The organism is Streptomyces sp. NBC_01485 (assembly GCF_036227125.1).
Lineage (GTDB): Bacteria > Actinomycetota > Actinomycetes > Streptomycetales > Streptomycetaceae > Streptomyces.
The window spans coordinates 8,268,013-8,294,193 of record NZ_CP109435.1 but is presented as its reverse complement, the minus strand read 5'-3'; the positions used below and the strand labels follow the sequence as shown (position 1 = coordinate 8,294,193).

At 70.0% G+C, this 26,181-nt stretch carries 4 protein-coding genes and 1 pseudogene; all 5 read left to right on the top strand.

The features are described from left to right. Positions 1-313: 313 nt before the first annotated feature. Positions 314-14,974, top strand: a complete 14,661-nt coding sequence (locus OG352_RS36385) for an SDR family NAD(P)-dependent oxidoreductase (RefSeq protein ID WP_443072525.1) — start codon at positions 314-316, stop codon at positions 14,972-14,974. A 54-nt stretch (positions 14,975-15,028) separates the two neighbouring features. Next, on the top strand, positions 15,029-15,616 hold the full coding sequence (locus OG352_RS36380; protein WP_329222759.1) for an FcoT family thioesterase: 588 nt from the start codon (positions 15,029-15,031) through the stop codon (positions 15,614-15,616). Between the two features lie 667 nt (positions 15,617-16,283). Continuing rightward, positions 16,284-18,056: an XdhC family protein gene (locus OG352_RS36375; RefSeq protein ID WP_329222758.1), complete on the top strand. Its 1,773-nt coding sequence runs from the start codon at positions 16,284-16,286 to the stop codon at positions 18,054-18,056. A 301-nt stretch (positions 18,057-18,357) separates the two neighbouring features. Continuing rightward, complete coding sequence (locus OG352_RS36370) at positions 18,358-25,986, top strand: thioester reductase domain-containing protein (protein ID WP_443072524.1); 7,629 nt, start codon at positions 18,358-18,360, stop codon at positions 25,984-25,986. Then, positions 25,976-26,080 (top strand): annotated as a pseudogene (locus OG352_RS36365) (winged helix-turn-helix transcriptional regulator); the annotation flags it as partial. The gene OG352_RS36370 and the pseudogene OG352_RS36365, both read left to right, overlap by 11 nt. Positions 26,081-26,181: the final 101 nt, after the last annotated feature.

Sequence of the window (26,181 nt, the reverse complement as noted above, 5' to 3'; positions counted from 1 at the left end):
CCGCTTTCCCATGTCATGCGAGCAGCATCGATTACCTTCAGTGCATGAACAAGTGCAATGTGTAATCTTGCCGAGGTGGAGTGCTGTCCCTATGATCGCCAACGAGGGATGAGGGGGCGGGAACTCCCGGTTGAGCGCCTCGAGTACTGCCGGCAGCCAAGCGGTCGTGGTCTTTATTTACCTTCGGCTTTGAATTGCTCCGAGTGTCCTGATCGATATCATTCGCCATCTCTAATTCATTCCGTCTGCCCTTTCTTTGATGCTGTTTAAAGAGAAAGTTGACGCAGTGGTGAACCATTCCGGGTCTTCTCCGATGCCCGCCCTCCCGGACAGTGAAATAGCCCTGATCGGATTAGCTTGCCGCCTCCCGTCCGCTTCGAATCCGGCCGAGTTCTGGCAGCTCCTCGAAGAGGGCGTGAGCGCGATCACCGAGGTGCCCGAAGGGCGCTGGGACACGGGATCCGATCGTTCCGCGCCGAGTGGTGTCCGGCACGGTGGGTTCCTGGACGGGATCGGGGACTTCGACCCGGGGTTCTTCGGCATTTCACCGCGCGAGGCCATCGCCATGGATCCTCAACAGCGCCTGATGCTGGAGCTCGGATGGGAGGCCGTCGAAGACGCCGGGATCATCCACGAGACCCTCGAAGAGTCTCGAACCGGAGTCTTCATCGGTGCGGTCCGGGACGACTACGCCACGCTGTCCACCCTCTACCGCGAAGCAGAGAACCGCCACACGCTCACCGGACTGAACCGCGGCATCATCGCGAACCGGATCTCCTACACCCTCGGCCTGCGCGGGCCGAGCCTGACCGTCGACACCGCCCAGTCGTCCTCTCTCATGGCCGTGCACCTCGCCTGCGAGAGCCTGCGGACCGGAGCGTCGGACCTGGCGCTGGCCGGCGGAGTGAACCTCAACCTCGCGGCAGGCAGCACACGGCAGGCCGCCGCCTTCGGTGGCCTCTCCCCGGACGGCCGTTGCTACACCTTCGACGCCAGGGCCAACGGATACGTACGCGGCGAAGGCGGCGCGGTCGTCCTCCTCAAGCCCCTGGCCGCCGCCCTCGCAGACGGCGATCGCGTCTACTGCGTGATCCGGGGCAGCGCGGCGAACAATGACGGGGCCACCGACAGCCTCACCGTGCCCAGCGCCCAGGGGCAAGCGGACGTCGTACGAGCGGCCTGCCACAACGCCGGCGTCGAGCGCGCCGACATCCAGTACGTCGAACTGCACGGCACCGGCACCAGAGTCGGCGACCCTGTCGAAGCGGCCGCGCTCGGCGCGGCACTGGGCGTCGGCCGGCCGGCCGAATCACCCTTGCTGATCGGCTCCGCCAAGACCAACGTCGGCCACCTCGAAGGAGCCGCCGGCATCGTCGGGCTGCTCAAGACCGCGCTGAGCATCAGCCACCGGAAAATCCCCGCGAGCCTCAACTTCGAGATTCCCAACCCCGAGATCGACATGGAAGGGCTGCGGCTGCGGCTGCAACGGCACCAGGGGCCGTGGCCTCAGCCGGACGAACCGCTGACCGCGGGCGTGAGTTCCTTCGGCATGGGCGGGACCAATTGCCATGTCGTACTCTCCGAGCCGTCTTGCGCGATCAGCTCGTCCGGCCCCCACACGCAGGACGAGGGCGGACCGGAGCGAACGCCGGAGCGGACAGCTCCGCGCATGCTGCCCTGGGTGCTGTCCGCCCGCACCGAACCCGCGCTGCGTGCACAGGCACGACGACTCTCCGCGTGGCTTCGCGCCCAACCTGGCCCGGACAGCGCCGACATCGGTTTCTCCCTCGCGGCGACACGGACGGCGTTCGAGCACCGCGCAGCCGTGGTCGGCGACGAACAGGGCGCCCTGCTGCGCGGCCTGGACGCCCTGGCAGACAGCGACCCCGTGGCCGGCCTGCTACGCGGACGCGTCCGGCGCACGGCTGACGGCTCCGCCGGAAGGACCGCGTTCCTGTTCGCCGGCCAGGGCAGCCAGCGCCCCGGGGCCGGACGCGAGCTGTACGCCGCGGTGCCTCGGTTCGCCCAGGCACTGGACGAGATCTGCGCACAGTTGGACGGGCACCTCGACCGGCCGCTGCAGCCCCTGCTGTTCGCCCGCCCGGGCACCCGGGAAGCCGAACTGCTCGACCGGACCAGCTACACCCAACCGGCTCTGTTCGCCCTGGAGACCGCGCTGTTCCGGCTGATGGAGAGCTACGGTCTGGTACCGGACGTCGTGACCGGACACTCGATCGGCGGGCTGTCGGCCGCACATGCCGCCGGGGTGCTCACCCTGCCCGACGCCTGCACCCTCGTCGCCGCCCGCGGCAGGCTGATGCAGGCTGCCCGCGCCGACGGCGCCATGATCGCGGTCCAGGCCACCGAGGCGGAGGTACGGCCGCTCCTGGACACGCAGTACAGCCGAATCCACCTCGCCGCGGTCAACGGACCCTCCGCGGTCGTCCTGTCCGGCGACGCGGACGCCGTCGAGGAGACCGCCGCGCGGTTCGCCGCCCAAGGCCGCAGGACCAGCAGACTGCGAGTCAGCCACGCCTTCCACTCGCCCCATATGGACGGCGCGGTCGAGGAGTTCCGCCGTATCGCCGAGGGCATCTCCTTCCACCCGCCGACGATCTCGTTCATCTCCGACCTCACCGGTCTCCCCGCCGGCGTCGAGCAGCTCTCCTCGCCGGACTACTGGGCCGCGCACATCCGGGAAACCGTCCGATTTCTGGACGTACTCCGCAGCCTTGCCTCGGAGCAGGTCACCACCTGCCTGGAACTAGGGCCGGGCGGAACGCTCAGCGCCCTGGTCCGAGGCGGCCTCGGGGAAGGCGCGCGGCCGGTCCCCACGGCCGTGCCCGTGCTGCGTGACGACCGCCCCGAGCAGGAGGCGCTGACCGCCGCGTTGGCCGAGGCCCATGTACACGGTGCGAGCCCCGACTGGGCCGCCGTGTTCGCCGAGCACCGGCCCGGCAGGGTCGCTCTGCCCACCTACGCGTTCCAGCGCTCGCGCTACTGGCTCGCTGACCGACAGGTGCCGTCGGATGAAGGTCCGGCGACACCGGTCGACGCACCGGTGACCACCATCGTGGCCGAGGGCCGCACCGTCGAGCCGCCTACGGCCGAGCGAGGGCGGAGTGCGCGGGACCTGGTACGCGGTCACACGGCGGCCGTGCTGGGGCATGCGGATCCCGGCAGCATCGATCTGGACACGTCGTTCAAGGATCTCGGGTTCGACTCGCTGGGGTCGGTCGAGTTGCGGGACCGGCTGACCGAAGCCACCGGCCTGCCCCTGGCCGCGACCCTGCTGTTCGACCACCCCACGCCCGCCGCGCTGATCCGCCGTCTGCGGAGCCTCTCCACGGGCGAGGCCGACACAGCGCGAGAGCCACAGCTCGTCGCGATCGTCGGCGACCCGATCGCGATCGTCGGCATGGGCTGCCGTTACCCCGGCGGAGTGGAGTCCCCGGAGGGCCTGTGGCACCTCGTGGAGCAGGGCACTGACGCGATCTCGGAGTTCCCGAACAACCGAGGGTGGGACATCGACGGACTCTACGACCCGGATCCCGACCGGCACGGCACCACCTACACCCGTAGCGGCGGGTTCCTGCACGACGCAGACGGGTTCGACGCGGAGTTCTTCGGGATAAGCCCCCGGGAAGCCACCGCGATGGATCCTCAGCAGCGACTGCTCCTGGAGACTTCCTGGGAAGCACTGGAACGGGCCGGTATCGACCCCGGCACTCTGAGGGGGCGTCAGGTCGGCGTCTACATGGGCGCGATGCCGCAGGACTACGGGCCCCGGCTGCACCAGCGTGCCGAGGGTTTCGAGGGCTACCTGCTCACAGGCAGTACCACCAGCGTGCTCTCCGGCCGGCTCGCTTACACCATGGGCCTCGAAGGGGCGGCGGTCACGGTCGACACCGCCTGCTCCTCCTCGTTGGTCGCCCTCCACATGGCGGTACGCGCGCTGCGCCAGGGCGAGTGCGGTCTTGCGCTGGCCGGAGGCGTCGCTGTCATGTCGGGACCAGGGATGTTCGTGGAGTTCAGCCGGCAGGGGGGACTGGCTCGGGACGGCCGCTGCAAGGCGTTCGCCGACGCCGCCGACGGCACCGCGTGGGCCGAGGGAGCCGGAGTCCTCGTACTCGAACGACTGTCCGATGCCCGCCGTCGTGGCCATCAGGTACTGGCGGTGATCAGAGGCTCCGCCGTCAACCAGGACGGCGCCAGCAACGGATTGACGGCGCCGAGCGGGCAGGCCCAGGAGAAGGTCATCCGACAGGCACTGGCCGACGCCGGCCTCTCGGTCTCGGACATCGACTCGGTCGAGGCGCACGGCACCGGCACCGCCCTGGGAGACCCCATCGAAGCCCGCGCGCTGCTGGCCACCTACGGACGGGACCGGCCGTCCGACCGTCCGCTGCGACTCGGATCACTGAAGTCCAACATCGGCCACGCACAGGCCGCCGCCGGCGTCGGCGGCGTCATCAAGATGGTGATGGCCATGCGGCGGGAAATCCTGCCCCGCACCCTGCACGTCGACCGGCCCACCCGGCATGTGGACTGGTCGGCCGGGGCCGTGTCGCTGTTGACCGAGCCGGTTTCCTGGCCATGGAGCGACCGGCCGCGGCGCGCCGCGGTCTCGTCCTTCGGCATCAGCGGCACCAACGCCCACCTGATCCTGGAACAGGCACCCGCCGACGACCGGGTCGTATCCGACGGCGCGGAGCCGGCACCGGCCGTCACACATACTGCCGCAGTCCCGTGGACGATCTCGGGCCGGGGCGCGACGGCACTACGGGAACAGGCCGAGCGGCTGCGGACATTCGCCGAGACCGCCCCTGCCGCAACGCCGGCCGACGTGGGGCGTGCCTTGGCCACCACCCGGGCGGTGCTCCCGGACCGCGCCGTGATCGTGGCCCACGACCGCGAAGAGTTCCTGGACGGCCTACGGGCCGTCGCCCTGGGCGAGCCGTCGCCCCTGGCCGTGCGTGGCACGGCCATCGGCGACCCGGGCACCGTCTTCGTCTTTCCCGGCCAGGGCTCCCAGTGGACCGGAATGGCGCGGGAACTGCTGGACAGCTCCGAGGTGTTCCGGCGGAGCATGGACGAGTGCGACGCGGCACTCCGGCCCTTCACGCACTGGTCGGCGACCGCCGTTCTGCGCGGCGAGGCCGACAGCCCGTCCCCGGACACGGCCGAGGTCGTCCAGCCCCTGTTGTTCGCCGTCATGGTCTCGCTGGCCGCGCTGTGGCGGTCACGGGGTGTCGAACCCGCCGCGGTCGTGGGCCACTCCCAGGGAGAGATCGCCGCCGCGTACGTCGCCGGAGCGTTGACGCTGGACGACGCGGCCCGCGTGGTCGCGCTGCGCAGCCGGGCCCTGGCCGGAGTGTCCGGCACCGGCGGCATGGTCTCGCTCGCGCTTCCCACCGACGAGACCGAGGCCCGCATCGCCCGATGGCCCGGCCAGATATACGTCGGGGCACTCAACGGCCCCGCGTCCACGGTCGTCTCCGGCGATGCGGCGGCACTCGACGAGCTGCTCGCCTCGTGCAAGGCCGACGGGGTCCGCGCCCGCCGGATCCCCGTGGACTACGCCTCACACTCGCCCTATGTCGAGCCGCTCCACGACCACCTGCTCGATGTGCTCTCACCCATCTCGCCCAGGGCCCCCAAGGTGCCGTTCTTCTCGACCCTCAACGGCACCCGTCTGCCCGAGGAAGCTGCTCTGGACGCCGAGTACTGGTACGGCAACCTGCGCCGTCCCGTCCTCTTCGAACCGGCCACCCGCGGCCTGGTCGAGCAGGGGCACCGGCTGTTCATCGAGGTCAGCCCGCACCCGGTGCTCACCGTCGGCATCCAGGAGACCGTCGAGGACATGAGAGCGGAGGTTGCCGTCACTGATTCGCTCCGGCGCGGTGAGGGCGGTCCCGACCGCTTTCTGCTCTCGCTGGCCCATGCGTGGGTCCACGGCGCGACCGTCGACTGGAAGTCACCGTTCGCCGACGACCCGGCCACACCGGTCGACCTCCCCACGTACGCCTTCCAACGCCGCCGCCACTGGCTGAACGTGCCTGCCTCCGACGGGCAGTCCGAGGCCCTCGGGCTGGAAGCCGCGCGGCACCCGCTCCTGGGCGCCTTCGTGGAGCGTGCCGGAGGTGGTGGGGTTCTGTTCACCGGCCGGCTCTCGCGTGCCACGCAGCCGTGGCTCGCCGACCACGCCGTGGCAGGCACCGTCGTGCTGCCCGGCACCGCCTTCGTCGAACTGGCACTGCACGCCGGTGAGCGGACGGCGTGCGGGCGAATCGAGGACCTCACCCTGGAAGCGCCGCTCCTGCTTCCCGAACACGGCACGGTGGAGATCCAGCTGGAGGTCGGGAGCCCGGACGGAGAGGGACACCGGAGCTTCACCGTCCATGCGCGCGTTCCCGCCGCCACGCTCACCGACGGCCCGGGATGGACACGGCACGCCGAGGGTGTGCTGGCCGAATCCGACGGACGGCTCCGGGACGACGGCACGTTCTCCGCCTGGCCGCCGACCGGTGCTGTGCCGGTGGACATGGCCGAGGTGTACTCCCGCCTCGCCGAGCGGGGATACCACTACGGGCCCGCCTTCCAGGTGCTGACCGGAGTATGGCGCCTCGGCGACGAGATCCATGCCGAGATCGGACTGACCGCCGAGCAGCAGGCAGACGCCGCGCACTACCACCTTCACCCCGCGCTGTTGGACGGCGCGCTGCACGCGCTGCTGCTCGGCGGCCGGTCGACCACGGACGGCATACGGCTGCCCTTCTCCTGGTCGGGAGTGGAGCTGCACGCCGTCGGCGCTTCCGCACTACGGGTACGGCTCTCCCCGGCCGGGGCGGAAACCGCCGCGCTCACCGTCGCCGACCCCACCGGAGCCATCGTGGCACGGGCTGAGTCCGTGCTGTTCAGGCCGATCCAGGCGGACCGCCTGCGCAGTGGCCGGGCCTTCGGCCCCGGCTCGCTGTACGCGACACTGTGGACATCGTTGCAGGCCGAAGCGACGACCACTCGGGCCGTACGGCGTTGGGTGGAACTGGGCACCGGCAGTCTGCGGCCGGCCGGGGTGGACCTGGCGGTGTACCCGGACCTCGTGGCGCTGCGCCAGGCCTTGGACGATGGCCTGCCGTTGCCCGAAACCGTCCTCGCCCCGCTCTTCGACGCGGACGTGCCCGTTCCCTCCGGCCGCCCCACGAGTGACCCGGCTGCGGCGGCTCACACCGCGGCGTGCGACGCCCTGGCACTGGTCCAGGAATGGCTCGCCGACGACCGTCTCGCCGACACACGACTGGTGGTGGTCACCCGCGGCGCCGTCGCCACACGCCGGGGTGAACTCGTCCCGGATCTGTCCCACGCACCGGTGTGGGGCCTGCTGCGCACCGCCCAGTCGGAACATCCCGGACGATTTGTACTGATCGACCTCGACAGCGAGGAGTCCAGCACCGCGGCACTGCCGCTCCTGTCGGCCGCCGGCGAACCGCAGATCGCCGTGCGGCACGGAGCCGGTTTCGTCCCCGGACTGGCCCGCGAGACCTCGGACGGGGCGCTCTCCTTGCCCCCCGACGGTGGGATGTGGCGCCTTGGCACCGTCGGCCGGGGCACAGTGGAGAACCTCGCGCTGCTGGACGACGCGGGCGTCGGCACACCGCTGGCCACGGGCCGGGTCCGTGTGTCCGTGCGGGCGGCGGGGCTGAACTTCCGCGATGTCGTGCTCACCCTCGGCATGGTCGACGACGGTGGCCGGCCCCCCGTGGTCGAAGGAGCCGGCATCGTCGTCGAGGTGGGCGAGGGCGTGAGCGGGATCCGTCCGGGCGACCGCGTGATGGGGCTGTTCCCCGACGGCGTCGGGCCGGTCGTGACCACCGATCACCGCCTGCTCACCCAGGTACCGACCGGCTGGACGTTCGCCCAGGCGGCCACGGCTCCCATCGTCTTCCTCACCGCCTACCACGGCCTCGTCGACCTTGCTGCCATCAAGCCGGGAGAGGCGCTGCTCATCCACGCGGCCACCGGCGGAGTGGGCATGGCCGCCCTGCAACTCGCCCGGCACCTGGGAGCCGAGGTGTACGCGACGGCGAGCTCCGGCAAGCAGGCCACGCTGCGTGCGCTCGGCCTGGACACCCGGCACATCGGCGACTCCCGCACCCTGGCCTTCCTCGACCATTTCCTCGCATCCACGGGCGGGCGTGGAATGGACGTCGTCCTGGACTCGCTCGCCGGTGAATTCGTCAACGCTTCACTCAGGCTTCTGCCCCACGGAGGCCGCTTCCTCGAAATGGGCAAGACCGACGTCCGGGACGCCGAAGAGGTCGCACGAAACCACCCGGGTGTGGTGTACCGGGCGTTCGACCTGATGACCATCGATCCGGAGGACATCCAGCGCATGCTGGCCGGACTCTCCACCCTGTTCGACAGCGGGGTGCTGAAGCCTCTGCCGCTGGCCGCCTGGGACATCCGCCGTGCCCCCGAAGCCTTCCGGCACCTCAGTCAGGCCCGTCATCTCGGCAAGGTCGCCCTGACCATTCCGGCCTCGCTCGATCCGGCCGGGACCGTCCTCATCACAGGCGGAACAGGAGGGCTGGGCAGCCTGCTCGCCCGCCACCTGGTGACTGTCCACGGAGTACGGAGGCTGCTGCTGCTGAGCCGCCGCGGCGCCGCGGCCGACGGCGTGCCGGAGCTGGTGGCCGAACTGGAAAGGCTGGGCGCTCGGACCACAGTGGTGGCATGCGACGCCGCCGATCGCGAGGCGCTCAAGCGTGTGCTCGACGCCGTGCCGGCCCGGCATCCGCTGACAGCCGTGGTACATGCGGCGGGGGTGCTGGACGACACCACCGTGGATTCGATGACGCCTGACCGGCTCACGGCGGTGTTGCGACCGAAGGTGGACGCGGCGTGGAATCTGCACCGGTTGACCCGGGGCGAGGACCTTTCCGCCTTCGTTCTGTTCTCCTCGGTCATCGGTACGCTGGGAGGCGCGGGACAAGCCAACTACGCGGCGGCCAACACCTTCTTGGACGCTCTCGCCCAGCACCGTCACGCCCAGGGACTGCCGGCCGTCTCGCTCGCCTGGGGACTGTGGGCCGAACCGAGCGGAATGACCGGGCATCTGGAACGCGATGACCTCGACCGGATGGCCCGCGCGGGTGTTACCGCGCTCGCGCCCGAACAAGGCCTGGCCCTGTTCGACAGGGCATGGTCGGCGGACCGGCCGTTGTTGGTGGCCGCCGGGTTCGCTCCCGCGGCTCTGCGTGCCCGGTCGGCCTCGGGAAGTCTGCCGGCGGTTCTCCGGGACATCGCCGGAACCCCCAAAAGGCCCGCCGCAGGCGTCACCCCCGCCACGATGGGTACCACCCTCGCGGAGCAGTTGGCGGGGCTCGCCGACGCCGACGCGGATCGCCTGCTGCTGGACGTGGTGCGAGGCGAGGCCGCTATGGTCCTCGGCCATGGCGGACCGGACGCCGTGGCACCCCGGCACACCTTCAAGGACATCGGTTTCGACTCCCTCACCGCGGTTGAGCTGCGCAACCGCCTGAGCGTTCGCGGAGGACTGCGGCTGCCTGCCGGACTGATCTTCGACCACCCCACCCCACAGGCCCTGGCCGAACACCTGCGGTCCCGGATGCTCCACAACCCCGACACCGCCGCCCCCGCCGCCGTGCAGGCGGCGGCCCCGCAGGACGAACCCGTCGCCATCATCGCGATGAGCTGTCGCTACCCCGGCGGAGTGGAGTCCCCTGAAGATCTTTGGAGCCTGCTCAGTGAGGGCACCGACGCCATCGGTGACTTCCCCGCCGACCGGGGCTGGGACCTCGACCGGCTCTACGACGAGGATCCCAGTCGGCCCGGCACCGCCTACACCCGCAACGGTGGCTTCCTGCCCGCTCCCGGCGACTTCGACCCCGACTTCTTCGGCATGAGCCCCCGTGAGGCACTCGCCACCGATCCGCAGCAGCGCCTGCTGCTGGAGCTGGCCTGGGAGGCCGTTGAGCAGGCCGGCATCAGACCCGGCACTCTGCGCGGAAGCCGGACCGGAGTCTTCACCGGCGTCATCCACCACGACTACGCCGCGCGACTGCGTCACGTACAGAGCGATCTGGAGGGCTACCTGCTGGCAGGCAACCAGGCCAGCGTGGCCTCCGGACGGATCTCGTACACACTCGGCTTCGAGGGCCCGGCCATCACAGTGGACACCGCCTGCTCGTCGTCGCTGGTCGCCGTGCATCTGGCCACCAAGGCGCTGCGTGGTGGGGAATGCTCCCTGGCCCTGGCCGGCGGCGCCACTGTGATGGCTTCTCCGCATCTGCTGACCGAGTTCAGCCGCCAGCGCGGGCTGTCCGCCGACGGGCGGTGCAAGGCATTCGCGGCCGGCGCGGACGGCACCGGCTTCGGAGAAGGTGCCGGCCTGCTGCTGTTGGAGCGGCTCTCCGACGCCCGGCGCAACGGGCATCCGGTGCTGGCTGTCATCCGCGGCAGCGCCGTCAACCAGGACGGCGCCAGCAACGGCCTGACCGCACCGAACGGCCCTTCGCAACAGCGGGTCATCCGGCAGGCCCTCGATGACGCGCGGCTCACTCCCACCGACATCGACGCGGTCGAGGCGCACGGTACCGGTACGGCCCTCGGCGACCCCATCGAGGCCGAGGCACTGACCGCCGTCTACGGTCCGCTGCGGCCGGCGGGGGCTCCACTTCGGATCGGAACGGTGAAGTCGAACATCGGCCACACCCAGGCCGCCGCCGGGGTGGCCGGGGTGATCAAGATGGTGCAGGCCATGCGGCACGGCGCGCTGCCGAAGTCCCTGCACGCCGACCAGCCCTCACCCCGCATCGACTGGTCGTCCGGCGCCCTGTCACTGCTGACGGAACAGGTGCCGTGGCCACAGAGGGACCGGCCACGCCGGGCGGGGGTGTCGTCCTTCGGCATCAGCGGCACCAACGCCCATATGGTGCTGGAAGAGGCCGTGGCCGAGGCCCGGCCCACCGGCACCGAAGGGGCGGACCCGCCGTCGGCCGACGCCGTGCTGCCCTACGTCATCTCCGCGGCCGGTGACTCGGCCCTGTCGGCGCAGGCCGGCAGATTGGCCGGGCATCTCAAGGCGAACCCCGGACTCGGGCTCGCCGACCTCGCGCACTCCCTGGCCACTTCCCGGACCGTCTTCGACCACCGGGCCATCGTGGTGGCCGGGGATCGTGATGAACTGACGCACCAGCTCGAAACACTCGCGGCAGGCAGCCCCGGCGAAGCGACGGTGCTCGGCGGGCCTGCGGAACGCGGCCGGACGGCATTCCTCTTCACCGGTCAGGGAAGCCAGTATCCCGGCATGGGCCATGACCTGTACGAAGCCTTCCCGGTCTTCGCCCGCAGCCTCGACGAGGTCTGCGCGCAGTTCGACAAGCACCTCGACCGGCCGCTGCGGGACGTACTGTTCGCCGAGCCCGGTTCGGCCGCCGCGGCGCGGCTCGACCGGACCGTTCACGCCCAGGCCGCCCTGTTCGCACTCGAAACGGCGTTGTTCCGGCTCGTGGAATCCTGGGGTCTCGAACCGGACCACTTGATGGGCCACTCCGTCGGAGAACTGGCGGCGGCGCACGCAGCCGGTGTGCTCGACCTGGCGGACGCCTGCACGCTTGTCGCGGCCCGGGGCCGGCTCATGGAGAGCGCCCGGGACGACGGAGCCATGGTCGCCGTCCAGGCCACCGAGGCGGAGATGCTGCCGCTGCTGGCGGGGCAGGAACACGCGATCGCCATCGCCGCTGTGAACGGCCCCGACTCGGTGGTGATCTCCGGCGATGCGGAAACCGTCGCCCGGATCGCTGACCACTGGAGGTCACGGCGCCGCAGGACCACCGCGCTGCGGGTCAGCCACGCCTTCCACTCCCCTCATATGGACACCGCCCTCGACGAGTTCACCCGCCTCGCGGAAACGCTGACCTTCCGGCCCCCCACGATTCCCGTCGTCTCCAACCTCACCGGCCGAGCGGCGACCACGGAAGAACTGCGCACGCCCGACTACTGGGCCCAGCACATCCGTCGAACCGTCCGCTTCGCCGACGGCATCGGCCATCTGAGTCTCCTGGGCGTCACCGACTACCTGGAAATCGGGCCCGACTCCGTGCTCACCGCGTTGGCGCACGACTGCCTCGCCACCCAGCCGGCGCCACGCGAGCCGGAGCTGGTCCCGCTCCTGCGCCGCGATCGATCCGGCATCCGCACGACCCTGACCGCACTCGCCCACGCCGTCGCCCGTGGCACCGAGCCGAACTGGGCCGGCGTTCTCGGCACCGCGCCACAGCGAGTGGAGTTGCCCACCTACGCCTTCCAGCGCCGCCGCTTCTGGCTGGAGGAGTCGGCACCAGTAGGGATTCCGACGGACGGTTCGGCCCACCCGCTGCTCGGCGCTCCGCTCGAACTCGCGGAGGGCGGGCTTGTGTATACGGGCCGGATCTCGTTGCGTACCCACCCGTGGTTGGCCGACCACGAGGTCGACGGTGCCGTGTTGCTGCCCGGAGCCGCTTTCGCCGAACTGGCACTCCACGCGGGTGGCCGCAACGGATGCGACCGTGTCGAGGAACTCACCATCGACACGCCGCTGCTGCTTCCTTCGCACGGCGCGGTCCGGCTGCAGGTCACCGTGGAAGGTCCGGACGCCACAGGACAGCGGTCCATCACCGTCCACTCACGGCCGGATGAACCCGGGACCGCGTCGCAGTGGGCCCGGCACGCCACAGGCGTCCTGGCACCCGGAGCGGCGGTCCCGGAAATGGGCCTGGACGCCGAATGGCCCCCTGCCGCCGCGACACCTCTGGATGTGACGGGCCAGTACGACGAAGGCTTCACCGATCGCGGCTACCACTACGGACCCGCCTTCCAGGGCTTGACCGCCGCCTGGCGCTGCGACGACGCGATCTACGCCGAGGTCAGTCTGCCGGAGGCGGCCGACCGTGCCTCCTACGGCCTGCACCCCGTGCTGCTGGACTCGGCCTTGCACACTCTCCTGCTGACGGAGGGGATGGACCGTTCGGAACCCCTGGGGCGAGCCCGGTTGCCGTTCGAATGGAACGGGCTGACCCTGCACACGACCTCCGCCACCGCCCTTCGCGTGAGGCTGCGGGCCACCGGCCGCGACACCGTCGCCCTCGACCTCGCCGACCACACGGGCACACCGGTGGCCCGAGTCGAGTCTCTGCTGTTGCGCAGCCTCCCGCCGGGACGGACCGGTGCCGACGCCGCCGGTACCGGGCAAGGGCTGTTCACGGTGGAGTGGACCGGACTTCCACTGCCGCAGACCCCTCCGTCGGGCCGGTGGGATCTGGTCGGCAGCGACCCGTTGGGCTTGCACACGACGCTCGGTATCGCCGGCGTCCATCCTGACCTGACCGGCCTCGGGTACGCGATCGAGGTCGGCGAACCCGTCCCCGACGGCGTGCTGATGACGGTCCTGCCCGACCGCGCGGCCACGGACGTGCCGGCGAGCGCGCAAGCAGCGGTCCGCCGAACCCTCGGCGTAATCCAACAGTGGCTCGCCGACGAGCAGTTCGCCGAGTCCCGGCTGGTGGTGATGACCCGTGGAGCGGTCACCACGGGTCCGACGGACAGCGGATCCGACTGCGTCACCGCCCCCTTGTGGGGGCTGGTGCGCACGGCCGAGGCGGAGAACCCTGGCCGTTTCGTGCTCATCGACCTCGATGACAAGGAACAATCCCGCCGCGCGGTCGCAGCGGCCCTGGCCGGCGGCGAGACCCAGATCGCGATACGCGACGGCAGACTGTACGTGCCTCGGCTGGCCCGCTCGACGGACACAGCAGCACAAGGGGTCTTGGACGCTGCGGCTTTCGGGCCTGATTCAACGGTCCTGATCACAGGTGGCACCGGCGCACTCGGGGGCCTGGTGGCACGGCACCTGGCAACCCGGTACGGAGTGCGGCGGCTGGTGCTGGCCAGTCGCCGCGGCCCGGCGGCGGAAGGCGCCGCGGAGCTGGAGGCCGACCTCGCCGGCCTGGGTGCGCACGCGACGGTCGTCGTCTGCGACACCGGTGACCGCGAAGCGCTGGCCGCTGTCATCGCCGCACACTCCCCGACCGCTGTGGTACACGCGGCCGGGCTGGTGGATGACGGCACAGTGCAGTCCCTGACTCCTGAGCGGATGACAGCGGTGATGCATCCCAAGGCCACCGCGTCGTGGCATCTGCATGAGCTCACCAAGGGCGCCGGACTGTCCGCGTTCGTCCTGTTCTCCTCGCTCTCGGCTCTGACCGGGAACCCCGGACAGGCCAACTACGCTGCGGCCAACGCCTTCCTGGACGCCCTGGCTCAGCACCGACGCGCCCAGGGCCTGCCGGCGATCTCGCTTGGCTGGGGGGCGTGGGCCGGGGTCGGTGGTATGGCCGACGCGCTCGGTGTCACCGATCTCAGCCGGCTTTCCCGGACCGGTATCGCGCCGCTCTCCGCCGACGAGGGCCTTGCCCTCTTCGACAAGGCGCTCACCACCGACCGTTCTCATCTGGCGGTCGCCAAGTTGGACCTCGCCGCCGTTCGAACAGGGGACACCGGCACCCTTCCGTTGTTCACCGAGTTGGTGGCGGACGCCCCGGGGAAGCGCAACGCCGCAAACCCGCGGAAGCAGCATCAACCCCTGGCCCGGCGGCTGTCCGGACTGGCCGGCGAGGCGCTCGACCAGGCCCTCCTGGACTTTGTGAGGTCCCAGGTGGCTTCCGTTCTCGGCCATGCCTCAGCGGAGGATGTCGAGCCCGGACGGGACTTCATCGGCATGGGCCTCGATTCCCTGGGCGCTGTCCAACTGCGCGAGCGCCTGAGCAAGGCCATTGGGCTGCGGCTGCCGACGGCCCTGCTCTTCGATCACCCGACCGCCACTGAGTTGTCGGGACAGCTGCGAAGCAGGCTGGGGTTGGGTACTGCCTCCTCCGGCCATGTGAAGGTCCCCGGTGAAGCCCGCCCGAAGCACTAGTCGCCGAAGCGAACCGCCGCCCCGTCAGCACGCCCTCCGGAACGAGGAGTAGAGATGAGTTCACAGCCCCCTCCCACGGTTGTTGCCGACCAGGGAAGCGTGGTTCACGAAAATGATGCGGAGCTCCTCGAAAAGGTACTCGTTCCGTACAAGCCGAACTGTCGGTACTTGAAATCGGCAGAGCTGTCAGTGGCCACGGAAAGCGGCGGAGATGCCATCTCAAGCATTCGTTGCGCATTCGAAATACCCGAGTCCTGTTATATCGATGACACCGGTCACTTCAACGCGGTTGAGTTCAATATCTGCTACAACCAGATGGTGTACTACATTCTTGCCAAGTCGGTGAAGGAAGGGGTGGCTGAGCCTTTCGACAGCTGGACGATGGAGCAGTTCTGGGAGCGTCAGCTTCCGGACATGTTCATCATCGACTATCTGCACAGCAGCTTCCGGCGCCGAATGAACGGAAAGAGATTTTGGGGGGAACTGAAGATAGTTGGAACCTCGCAGTGGGAGGGCATCGAAGAAGGCCCTTGGATTCTTATCGACACCACCTGTAGATTCTGGGAGGAGTCCGGTGGAAAAAGTCAGGGAAAAGCTCGGCTCGCCATCATGAATCCGCCACCGGGGAAGTTCGGGGAGTAGGAGCAACTTGAATCAGCGCAGCACGGCGCTGGTACCTCACATCCTTCCACAACGGGCGAGCGCTTCCCTTGTGTTCGGCCGCGCCCGGACCGCGAGGCATGGAGCCACCCTCGACGCGGTCACGGTGTGCGCTTTGCCCGGCATGAAAGGAGCTTGATAAGACTGGACTTGCTTGAGATGGGTCAGGAGGTGAATTCTGCGAGTGTTCCCCGAACCCTGGCATGAACACCGGCGGTTCCTCGACCAGCGCTGCTGCAGTCGGCCTGCCATTGGCCGCCGACCACGACTTCGTCACGGTGCCCTCCCGGGTGGGCCTGCCGAACAACCTCGCCACTGACGACTGCGCGCCGCCGTCGTGGACCGATCGACCGCCGGAGTCGCCCGACTAACGGAATTCCGCGGCGAGCTCGGCGGCCTCGCTCCGATTCACGAGTCCCGCCGGGCTGCTCCTGGAGGAGTTGGTGCACGGCGGCCCCGACCCCGATGACACCAGTGTGCCGCGCTCGACTCACCCCCGAGCCATGATCCACCGAGTCCCAATCCTGACGTAGTGCGCTGAGCGCCTGCGCAGCCGGTCACGCCACACCGCCGGGAGCCAGGGTCGTCATCGCGGCTTCCTCATGCACGGTGACGGCCCGTCAGTCATCCACCTCACGGAAGGCCCGTCATGCTGAAAATTGCGGACACGCTGTACGAGTGGTGCCGTGCGGCCCGTCCTTTCGCTCTCGCCACCATTGTCGGTGTCAGAGGCAGTGCACCCCTGCCGATCGGAACCGCGCTGGCTTTGGATGCGGAGGGCAATGCGATCGGCGACTGCGTCGAAGAGGCCGTGCACAAACTGTGCCGACGCGTCCTTGTGCGCAAAGAGCCACCTGCCCGCGCCAGCTTCGACTGCGCGAATTCGGATGCCTCGGCTGTCGGTCGGGCCTGTGGCGGGGAGGTCGATGTGCTGGTGCAGCGTGTGGACCCTGTTGCGGAGCCGCAGCTCGTTGCCGCGCTCGGTGCCGTGGCTGCGGGGCGGGATGTGGCTGTGGCTGTGGCTCACGTGGTCGACGGTCCTGGTGAGTTGGTCGGCCGTATGCTTCATGTCCCAGGTGAGGGGGCTGCTGAGGGCACTCTGGGCGAGCGGAACATGGACCGGGCGGTCGTGGCTCGTGCCCTTGGGGTCCTGCGGGCGGGCCGTACCGAGCGGGTCGAGGTCGGTGGTGAGGCGGGAGTTGCCGGGGTCCCGGGGAGCGGCACTGGTGGGCGGCGGTTGACGGTCGTGGTTCATGCCCGGGTGTCCCGTCCTCGTATGCTGATCTTCGGTGCCACCGATTTCACCGGGACCCTCAGCAGGGCGGGCAGCTTCCTCGGCTACCGGGTGACGGTATGTGACGCCCGTCCGGTCTCTGCCACTGTGGCCCGTTCTCTGCACGCCGACGAGGTCGTGACCGATTGGCCGCATCGTTATCTGGCGTCGACCGGTGTCGATCCGCGTACCGCTGTGTGTGTGCTGACCCATGACGCGAAGTTCGATGTTCCGTTGCTGCGTCTGGCGTTGGCGCTTCCGGTCGGTTATGTGGGTGTGATGGGTTCGCGGGGTACGCATCGACGGCGTCTCGATCTGCTGCGGGAGGCGGGTGTTCCCGAGGATCAGGTGGCTCGTCTGTGTGTTCCGATCGGTCTGGATCTCGGTGCTCTTACTCCCGAGGAGACGGCGGTGTTCATTACGGCGGAGATCATCGCGCGAGCCAACCACGGCACCGCTCGGTCCTTGTCGTGGGGCAGCGGCCTGATCCACCACGCGGTCGGCGCGAACGGCTGCCAGGCAGCTCCGGAAGCGGTCCCGCACCCGGAACGACCGACGCGGACCGGCCCGGTGGAGAAAATCATCGACACGATGCTCGGCGGTGTCGACGGCGAACCGTCGCACGGCCCCGGCCACAGCCGGTTGGGGGCCGAGCCTGCTGCAGGTGACAACCTCGCCAACGGTGTGGTTGCCACACTTGCCGGCCGCGGTGTGCGTACCCGTGCTGCGGCCGGAACCCTCGCCGTCCTGGGGGCGGTCGGTTCGCCCAGATGCGACGGCAGGACGCCAGAGCCGGAGGAGCTTGTGTCGTCGCGGACCTCGGAGGCGGCGGCGGAGGCGCTCGGTCGGTGGACGACGGGCCTCTTGCCACGTACGGCGGATCAGGCGGTCCGCGCCCAGGCCGGTCGTTTCGACTCTCAACCCAATGGGCACGCCAAGGCCGAACACGATGTGGCGAAGTTGCTGAGCCGAGCCGAACGCCGGGTCGCGAGGCTGGTCGGCCTCGGGCAGACCAACCGGGAGATAGCCGGTAATCTACATATCACCGTGAGCACCGTGAGTCAGCATCTCACGCGAATCTATCGCAAACTCGGCGTTCAGACCCGGGCGGAGCTGGCCAAACGCGTCGCAAACATTGACCCCCGATGAGTAGCACGGGGACCAGACGTCTCATCATTATACGCATCCCTGACCTCGCCCAACTGCCTTCGCCAGGTTCCGAATAGGGTGGGATCACGAGTAAATCTGATACAGCTGAGCATTTCTGACGGCTATTCCGTTCTTTCCCTTTCTGGATCGCGGGCGATCTCCTTCTGCAGCCCTCGAAGCCGTCCACGCGTAGAAGAGCACGACGCCGTGACGGCGTACGTACCCGACCCGGCCAGGCCCGGGAGGACGATGCTCCGACTCGTCGTCTCACTGTCGGTCTGTCAGAGAAGCGAGGTTCATGATGGCTGCGGCAAACGAGCGGATCGTCGAGGCATTGCGGGCCTCGGTGGCCGAGACGCAGCGACTCCGTCGCGAAAACCAGCAGTTGCTCTCGGCCTCGGCGGAACCCGTGGCGATCGTGGGTATGGGGTGCCGTTTTCCCGGGGGCGTGGGCTCTCCGGAGGAGCTGTGGGAATTGGTGGCTTCTGGAGCGGACGCCGTGGGGCCGTTTCCGGCGGACCGGGGATGGGATCTGGAGAGGTTGTACGACCCAGATCCGGACCGACCGGGGTCGTTCTATGTGCGCGCCGGAGGGTTTTTGTACGACGCTGGGGACTTCGACGCGGGATTCTTCAGGATTTCACCGCGGGAGGCTTCGGCGATGGACCCGGAGCAGCGGCTCCTGCTGGAGGTGTCCTGGGAGGCGCTGGAGCACGCGGGTATCGATCCGACGTCCCTGAAGGGCAGCGACACCGCGGTGTTCGTCGGTACGGCCGGCGGTGAGCACATCGCGGAAGGAGCGCGGTCCCCGGAAGACATCGACGGCTACACGATGCTCGGCCAGTCCGGCAGTGTCGCTTCGGGCCGAGTGGCGTACGCCCTGGGCCTGGAGGGGCCGGCGGTGACCGTGGACACGGCGTGCTCGTCGTCGTTGGTGGCGCTGCACCTGGCGGTGCAGGCACTGCGGGCAGGTGAGTGCTCACTCGCGCTCGCCGGCGGGGCCACCGTCCTGTCGTCCCCCGCCATATGGCTGGCGTTCTGTCAGCAGCGAGGGCTGTCGGAGGACGGCCGGTGCAAGGCATTCGCCGCCGCCGCGGACGGGTTCGGTCCGGCGGAGGGGGTGGGAGTGCTGTTGGTGGAGCGGTTGTCGGACGCGCGTCGCCATGGTCACCGGGTGCTGGCGGTGGTGCGGGGTTCGGCGGTCAACCAGGACGGGGCGTCCAACGGGTTGATGGCGCCGAACGGTCCGTCGCAGCAGAGGGTGATCCGCCGAGCGCTGGCCAACGCGAGACTGACGGTGAACGACATCGACGTGGTGGAGGCACACGGTACGGGCACCAGGCTCGGTGACCCGATCGAGGCGCAGGCTCTGCTGGCGACGTACGGGCAGCGGACAGGTGGGCCGATACTGCTCGGTTCGGTGAAGTCGAACATCGGTCACACCGCTGCGGCGTCGGGCGTCGCGGGTGTGATCAAGATGGTGATGGCACTCGGACACGGTGTCGTGCCGCCGACATTGCATGTGGACGAGCCGTCGCGCGAGGTGGACTGGTCCGCGGGGGCGGTGCGGCTGGTGACCGAAGCCGTCCCGTGGCCGAGCGGCGAGCGCCCGGGCCGCGCCGCGATCTCCGCCTTCGGCATGAGCGGTACCAACGCCCATCTCATCGTCGAACAAGCCCCGGAGACGGACGGAGTGATCCTCCGCACGAGCGGTGACGCGCAGGCCGGCCCGTCGGGCGGTCTCGCCGCCGATGGCTTCGGCGGACTCGTGCCGTGGGTCGTGTCGGGGCATTCGCCGGCCGCGTTGCGGGCTCAGGCGGGACGGCTCGCCGGATTCGTGGAGCGACAGCCCGAGCTGGACCTGACCGGCATCGGATACGCGCTCGCGCGGCATCGTACGGCATTCGAACACCGCGCGGTGGTGCTGGCCAGGAGCCGGGCGGAGGCGCTTGCGGGGCTACGGGCTCTGGAGGCGGGGGAACCCGCGGCCAACCTGGTGTCCGGCACAGCGGCCGGTGGCGCGGGGACAGTGCTGGTCTTCCCGGGGCAGGGCTCCCAGTGGGAGGGCATGGGACAGGCACTGCTGAAGTCCGCTCCGGTGTTCGCGGCATCGATAGCGGCCTGTGAACGTGCGCTGGCACCCCATGTGCGGTGGTCCCTGGAAGCGGTGCTGCGCGGAGAGGACGGAGCACCGTCGCTGGCGCGGGTCGATGTGGTGCAGCCCGCCCTGTGGGCGGTGATGGTGTCGCTGGCAGAGGTCTGGCGCCACTACGGAGTGGTGCCGATGGCGGTGGTGGGGCACTCACAGGGTGAGATCGCCGCAGCCTGCGTGGCGGGGGCGCTCAGTCTTGAGGACGCGGCACGGGTGGTGGCGCTGCGGAGCCAGGCTTTGGTGGAGCTGGCCGGTGCGGGAGCGATGGCGTCGGTGATGGCGGGCCGGGCGGAAGTGGAGAAGCGGCTGGCGGCGTGGGGCGGACGGATCTCGGCAGCCGCAGTGAACGGACCGGCGCTGACCGTTGTGTCCGGGGAAGGACAGGCCGTACGGGAACTGACGGCCCGCCTGGAGGCCGAGGGCATTCGGGCCCGGCTGATCCCGGTGGACTACGGCGCGCATTCGAAACAGGTCGAGACGGTCGCCGGGCGGCTCAGGGAGACGCTGGCCGCAGTGGCTCCGCGCTCGGGAGAAGTGGTGTTCTGCTCGACCGTGACGGGCGGGGTGCTGGACACCTCGGAGTTGGACGCGGAGTACTGGTGCCGGAACCTGCGTGAGACCGTGGAGTTCCAACGTGCCACCGAGACCATGCTGGAGCATGGGTACGGAGTGTTCGTCGAGGTCAGTCCACATCCCGTGCTGAGCCTGGCCGTCGCGCAGACGGCGGAGGCGACGACGGGCGACGCAGCCGTGGTGGAGTCGTTGCGCCGCGGTCAGAACGACACCGAGCAGCTTCTGTTCGGGTTGGCACAGGCGTACGTCCACGGAGTGACGCCCGACTGGGAAGCGGTGTTCCCCGGCAACCATCCCAGCGCCCCGGCCGATCTGCCGACCTACGCGTTCCAACATGAGCGCTACTGGTCCGCGGACAGCGCGCGGGCATCGGCCGGGGATCCGACCGGTCTGGGCCTCGTCGCGACGGACCATCCGTTCCTGGGCGCCGCGGTGGAGATCGCGGAGTCGGGTGAGACGCTCCTGACCGGACGGCTCTCGCCGCGGACTCATTCATGGCTGGCCGACCACTCGATGGCCGGTGTGGTGCTGTTGTCCGGTGCGGCGTTCGTGGAACTGGTGGTGCGGGCAGGCGACGAAGTGGGTTGTCCACTGGTCGAGGAACTGACGTCAGAGGCACCGCTGGTGCTGCCCGAGCGGGGCGGCGTACAAGTGCAGGTGCGCGTCGGGACGGCACAGGACTCCGGGCAGCGGCCTGTGAGTGTGTACGCACGGCCGGACGACGCGGTGGCCGGGCAACCCTGGACTCGGCATGCGACCGGAACGTTGCTGGCCGCCGGGACCGGCTCGGCGGACCGACCCCCGGTGGATGAGCCGGGCCGATGGCCGCCGGCCGACGCCCGGGCTGTGGACATCGAGCACTACTACGACGACGCCGCCGAACGCGGACACGGATTCGGTCCCGCGCTCCGTGGACTGCGTGCCGTATGGCGGCGAGGTGAGGAGGTTCTGGCCGAGGTCGAAGTGCCGGCCGAGCGACGCGACGAGGCGGCACGGTTCGGTCTGCATCCGGCCCTGCTGGAAGCGGTCGTCCAGGCGGCGTCCTTCACCGGCGCCGTGGGGGACGAGCTGTTGCTGCCGTCGTCCTGGCACGGGGTGTCGCTGCACGCGGAGGGGGCCACATTCCTGCGTGTCCGGGCCAGGCGGATCCGCGACCGGGCCGTCGAGATCGACATGACGGACAGCGCGGGCCGACCGGTGGCCTCCGTACGGTCGCTGGTCATGCGGGATGTCGACGCCACCCGGTTGGCGGAGGCATCAGATCCCGCCGAGCGGCTGATGTTCCACGTCGACTGGCAGCCGCTGCCCCCCGCCGGGCTACCGCGGTCCCCCCAGGGATGGGCCGTGGTCGGCGCCGAGGACACCTCCCTTCGCACGACGGCCGACCGGACAGCGGCCTGTGCGCCGGTCTTCGCCGATCTGGAGACCCTGCGCGAGGCGGCCGCCGCCGGCCGAGCGCGCGCTGACGTGGTCGTCGTCCGGTGCACCGCTTCTCTCGGGAACGACCTCGGGGACAGCGCGTCCGATACGGCCCGCCACATGCTCGAGCTGCTCCAGGAGTGGCTCGGGGACGAGACGCGGGGAGCGTCCCGGCTGGTGGTGCTCACCGAAGGAGCAGTGGCCGCAGGGCCGGGCGAGGATGTCACCGACCTGGCCGCGGCTCCTGTGTGGGGGATGGTCAGGACGGCTGAAACGGAACACCCGGATCGGTTCACCCTGATCGACGTGGACAGTACACCGGCATCGTTGGAGGCGCTGCCCGCCGCGATCGCCGCGGCAGAGGCCGGCGAACCGCAACTCGCGATCCGGCAGGGTGGCATCCTGGTTCCCCGGCTGGCGCGAGGTGGTGCGCCCCGGTGGCTGGTGCCGCCGGGAGCGCGAGACTGGCAGTTGGACACCGCACGGGACGGCGTGTCCGACGCCCCCGGCTTCAGGGCGTCCACCGCCGCGACCGTACCTCTGGAAACCGGCCGGCTGCGCCTTGACCTACGTGCCGCCGGGTTGACCGCGCCCCATGTGCGGCCGACGCGGGACACACACAGCGGGGAGCGGGAGACACCCTTCGTCAGCCCGCTACCGGTGGGCCAGGAAGCCGCCGGAGTGGTCGTGGAGGTCGGCGCCGGCGTATCGGACATCGCCGTGGGCGACAGGGTGATGGGATATGTCACGGACGGCATCGGACCGGCTGCCGTGGCCGACCACCGGGCGATGGTCCGGATGCCGGCCGACTGGTCGTTCACGGAGGCGGCAGCGGTCCCGACCACCTTCCTGACGGCCTACTACGGCCTGGTCGACCTCGCGGCTCTGCGACCGGGTGAGGCAGTACTGATCCACCGGGCCGCCGACGGCGTGGGCATGGCCGCGGTGCGGCTCGCCCAGGGCCTCGGCGCCGAGGTGTACGGCACCGCGCCTCGAGAGCAGTGGGACATCCTGCGCGCACTCGGTCTGGACGAGGAGCACATCTTCTCCTCGGGCGAAGACGGCTTCGTAGCCCGGTTCCTCGCCTCGACCGGAGGCCGGGGAGTGGATCTGGTACTCCGTCCGTCGCCGGCGGACCCGGAGGACATCTCGCCGCGTCTGTTGCCGCGCGGCGGTCGGCTCCTGGAGATCGGCAGGGCTGATGTCCGCGATCCTGACCAGGTCGCCGGGCATCGCCCTGAAGTCCGGTACCAGGCCTACGACCTCGGACCGGTCGGCCCGGAGCACGCCGGACGGATGCTCACCGAGATCCTGGACCTGCTCGGACCGGGCACGCCACAACAGCTGCCGGTCACCGCCTGGGACGTACGGCGGGCACCCGAAGCCCTCCGTTCCATCGATGAGACCAGCTCTGCCGCCAAGATCGTGCTGACCCTGCCCCCGGCGCTCGACCCACGTGGGACGGTGCTGGTGACCGGAGGCACCGGCACCCTCGGGCGCATGGTGGCCCGGCAGTTGGTGACGGCGTACAGGATCCGCCATCTGGTGCTCACCAGCCGGAACGGCCCCGAGGCACCGGGGGCCGCGGAACTGTGCGCGGAACTGGCCGAGTTGGGCGCGCATGCCACGGTGACCGCCTGTGACACGGCCGACCGCGAGGCGTTGGCGGCCGTACTCGCCGGGATTCCCGTGGAGCGGCCGCTGACCGGGGTGGTGCATGTCGCGGGGGCACTCGACGAAGGCGCCCTCGAAACGCTGACCCCGCGGCAGCTCGCACGGGTGATGGCACCGAAAGTCCGGGGGGCATGGAACCTGCACGAACTCACCCGTGGGCAGAACATCGCCATGTTCGCGATGTTCTCCTCGGCCTCCGCTGTGCTCGGTTCCGTGGGCGGGGCAGCCTGTGCCGCGGCCAACGCCTTCCTGGACGCGCTGGCACACCACCGACGGGCCCGCGGGCTGCCCGCCACTTCCATGGCGTGGGGACCGTGGGAGCAGGTCCCATGTCCGACCTCCCCCGTGAGCAATGCCGACAGGGCCGAGACCGGTCGCCCGGGATGCCTGGCGATGTCACCGCGGGACGGGCTCGCCCTCTTCGACGCCGCGTTCCGCAGTGGGCAGCCGCTGCTTGTCCCGGTCGCCCTGGACTTCGGCGTGCCCCCGGTCGGGACCAGGCCGCCGTCCATGCTTCGGGGGCTTGTCCGGGCCCCGGCACGACGCTCGGCGCAGGCGAGCGCGACCGACAGCGTCCCCTCGCTCGCCCGGAACCTGGAAGGGCTCTCGCCGAGGGAACAGCACCGCGCGGTTGTGGAGTTGGTCCGTACCCATGCGGCCGTCGTGCTGGGGCACGAGCACGTGCCGGAGACAGCGCGTGCCGATGCGGACGCCCTCCCGGAGCACGGCGCCCCCGCAACCATCGGCGTCGACCGGCGCTTCTCGGACCTCGGTTTCGATTCCGTCACCGGAGTGGAGTTCCGCAACCGCCTCGGTGCCCTCACTGGTCTGCGGCTGGCCCCCACCCTGGTGTTCGACCATCCCACCCTCGCGGAGCTCGCCGCCTTCCTGCTCGGCGAACTGCGCGGGAGCGGACAGGGCGCCGCGAGCGGCTCGCCCGCTGTGGACTTCCCCGCCGAGACACGCCTCGCCGACGACATCCGTCCCGCGAGCGAGGTCCGTCAAGTCGTCGAAGACCCCCGCGAGGTGCTGCTCACCGGTGCCACTGGCTTCCTCGGTGCGTTTCTGCTGCGTGATCTGATGCGGACGACCCGGGCCCGGGTGCACTGTCTGATACGTGCCCGAGACGAGGCAGACGCGCTGGTGCGGCTGCGGGCCAATCTGGAGTGGTACCGAATCTGGGACCAGGTCGACCCCGACCGCCTCACACTTGTCGTCGGCGATCTCGCGGAACCGGCCCTCGGCCTGGCCCCCGAGCACTTCGACACCCTGGCCCGCACTGTCGACGCGGTCTATCACGCCGGCGCCGCGGTCAACTGGGTTCAGCCCTACACCAACCTGAAAGCGGCCAATGTGCGCGGCACAGAGGAAATTCTGCGCCTGGCGGCCCGCCATCGCACCGTGCCTGTCCACTACGTGTCGACCCTAGGCGTCTACGTGGGTCGGGACACCGGCGGAGCGCCCCTGAGAGTCGCCGATCCCACGGGGCCGGGTGACATGCTGTCCACCGGCTATACACAGAGCAAATGGGTGGCCGAACAGATCATCGGCCTCGCCCGGGGCCGTGGCCTCCCCGTCACCGTGTACCGGGTCGGTCTGATCGCCGGCGACGAAGGGACGGGCGCGTGCCAGACCCGGGACTTCGTCTGGCTCAGTCTGAAGGGCGTGCTCCAGGTCGGAGCCGTGCCCGGCGACATCCCGGTCGCCTTCCCGCTGATGCCGGTGGGGTACACCAGCGCCGCCATCCTGTACCTGTCCAGGCGGCCCGGCACCGCCAACGGCACGTTCCACGTGTGCAACCACGGAGGAGTGACCTTCAGGGAGATGATCGAGGAACTGCGCGCCCGCGGCTACGCCCTTCCCGTCCGGGACCCTGGCACCTGGCGCGACCTGGTGACCGCCGACCCCGGCAATGCGCTCCTGCCGTTGCTCGACGCCTTCGATGTCATGGCGGCCGACCCGGGCGCCTTCTCCCCGGCCGTGGACGACAGCGGGACAGCCGCGGCTCTGGCGGGCAGCGGCATCATCTGTCCGCCGGCCGACCGGGAGCTGTTCCGGAAGCATGTCGACTTCTTCACAGAGGCGGGCTACTTCGCCCCGCCTGGTCCGTGAGGCCGCCGAGCAGGTACGCGCCCTGGCGACCTGGACCAAGGACCGCATGGACGACGTACAGCAGGCCCGCGAGGCGTACGACGAGGCCCGGGCCCGAACCGGTCGGACGAACCAGTCAGTCCCGGGCCCGCTGACCTCGGTCAAGGACGCCGGTCCCCAACTGGTCTCCAAGAACAGCCAGGGGCCGGTTTCGGA

What these genes read in the sequence shown, in the direction of transcription:
- OG352_RS36385 (WP_443072525.1), top strand. Translation starts at nt 314, where the DNA reads ATGCCCGCCCTCCCGGACAGTGAAATAGCCCTGATCGGATTAGCTTGC.
- OG352_RS36380 (WP_329222759.1), top strand. Translation starts at nt 15,029, where the DNA reads ATGAGTTCACAGCCCCCTCCCACGGTTGTTGCCGACCAGGGAAGCGTG.
- OG352_RS36375 (WP_329222758.1), top strand. Translation starts at nt 16,284, where the DNA reads ATGCTGAAAATTGCGGACACGCTGTACGAGTGGTGCCGTGCGGCCCGT.
- OG352_RS36370 (WP_443072524.1), top strand. Translation starts at nt 18,358, where the DNA reads ATGGCTGCGGCAAACGAGCGGATCGTCGAGGCATTGCGGGCCTCGGTG.